1 protein-coding gene is annotated in these 643 nt (G+C 48.4%); it reads right to left on the reverse strand.

Features of this window, described 5'->3' with window-relative positions:
• A partial coding sequence (gene trpS / locus R7Q09_RS26345) for a tryptophan--tRNA ligase (protein WP_318143966.1) occupies nucleotides 1–643 on the reverse strand: 643 nt, incomplete at both ends.

Genomic DNA, 643 nt, shown 5'->3' on the forward strand with positions numbered 1-643 from the left:
TTCCGCCGCGCGAGCCGATGCTTTCTCCGCGCCTTGCTTCATCACTTCATCCATAAACGCACGATCTGCACGAATACGACGGTATTCTTCTTGAATTGGCTCAAGCATCGCAACAACCGCTTCACCCACGTCTTTCTTGAATGGGCCATACATTTCAACGCCTTTGTATTTCGCTTCAATCTCTTCAAAGCTCATGCCTGTCGCTGCAGAGTAAAGACCCATTAGGTTTGCAATACCCGCTTTGTTTTCAACATCATGGCGAATGCTTGGTGGCGTTTCGGTATCCGTTTGCGCTTTGTTGATCTTCTTGATGATCGATTTTGGCTCTTCAAGCAGCGTGATAACGTTCTTACGGTTATCATCAGACTTCGACATTTTCTTCGTCGCATCTTGAAGGCTCATTACGCGTGCGTTAACCGTTGGAATGTATGGCTCAGGCACCGTGAAGATTGGGCTTTCTGGCGAGTAAATGTTGTTGAAACGCGTTGCGATATCACGCGCTAATTCTAGGTGCTGCTTCTGGTCGCTACCTACTGGCACTTGGTGTGCGCCGTAAAGCAGGATGTCTGCTGCCATTAGCACTGGGTAATCAAACAGACCCACGTTTACGTCGTTCGCGTAACGTGCAGACTTGTCTTTAAAC

The sequence above is a fragment of the Vibrio sp. 2130-1 genome (assembly GCF_033339515.1).